At 46.2% G+C, this 574-nt stretch carries 2 protein-coding genes; one reads left to right on the top strand and one right to left on the bottom strand.

The genetic code is table 11. The features are described 5' to 3' along the window. On the top strand, nt 1–269 hold a 269-nt coding region (locus tag R7190_RS29380), incomplete at its 5' end, for an endoribonuclease YicC domain-containing protein (protein ID WP_318138140.1). Between the two features lie 54 nt (nt 270–323). On the opposite strand, the gene R7190_RS29375 is transcribed toward R7190_RS29380, so the two are convergent. Beyond that, nucleotides 324–574: phosphate-starvation-inducible PsiE family protein (locus R7190_RS29375; protein WP_318138139.1), on the bottom strand; the 251-nt coding region annotated here is incomplete at its 5' end.

The raw sequence follows: 574 nt of genomic DNA, 5'->3' as shown, positions 1-574 counted from the left end.
CTCGTGTAGAACAAGAGCTTATCTTGCTAGCGCAAAAGTCAGACGTTGCAGAAGAGCTGGATCGTCTGGATTCTCACGTGAAAGAAACGACCAACATCCTGAAAAAAGGTGGCGCAGTCGGTCGTCGTCTGGATTTCATGATGCAAGAATTCAACCGTGAGTCAAACACGCTCGCTTCTAAATCGATCAGCACCGACATCACTGCTTCGGGCGTAGAACTGAAAGTTCTGATCGAGCAAATGCGCGAACAGATCCAAAACATCGAATAATCTAAAAACATTTAGATTACATATTGAAAGCCCCGCTTAGTGCGGGGCTTTATTTTATTCGTCTTTTTCCAAGGTTCGGTTGTCAACATACGGCCAATAGTGGTGTCCAACGCGAATCACCAAGGTCGCTGCCGCCAAGATAAACGCCGCTATAGAAAGCCAAACCACCAAAGTGGCATCCAACTCTTTCATACCTAAAGTGATGTAGCGAGCAATGGCCATCATCGCGATATAGATAGGATAGCGAACGGGGATCTTACCGTTCATCACAAACTGCTGCACCATCGCTAAAACCTCAAGATAGA

The organism is Vibrio sp. 1078-1 (assembly GCF_033340475.1).
The sequence above is the reverse complement of the archived record's forward strand: the minus strand, read 5'-3'. Positions and strand labels throughout refer to the sequence as shown.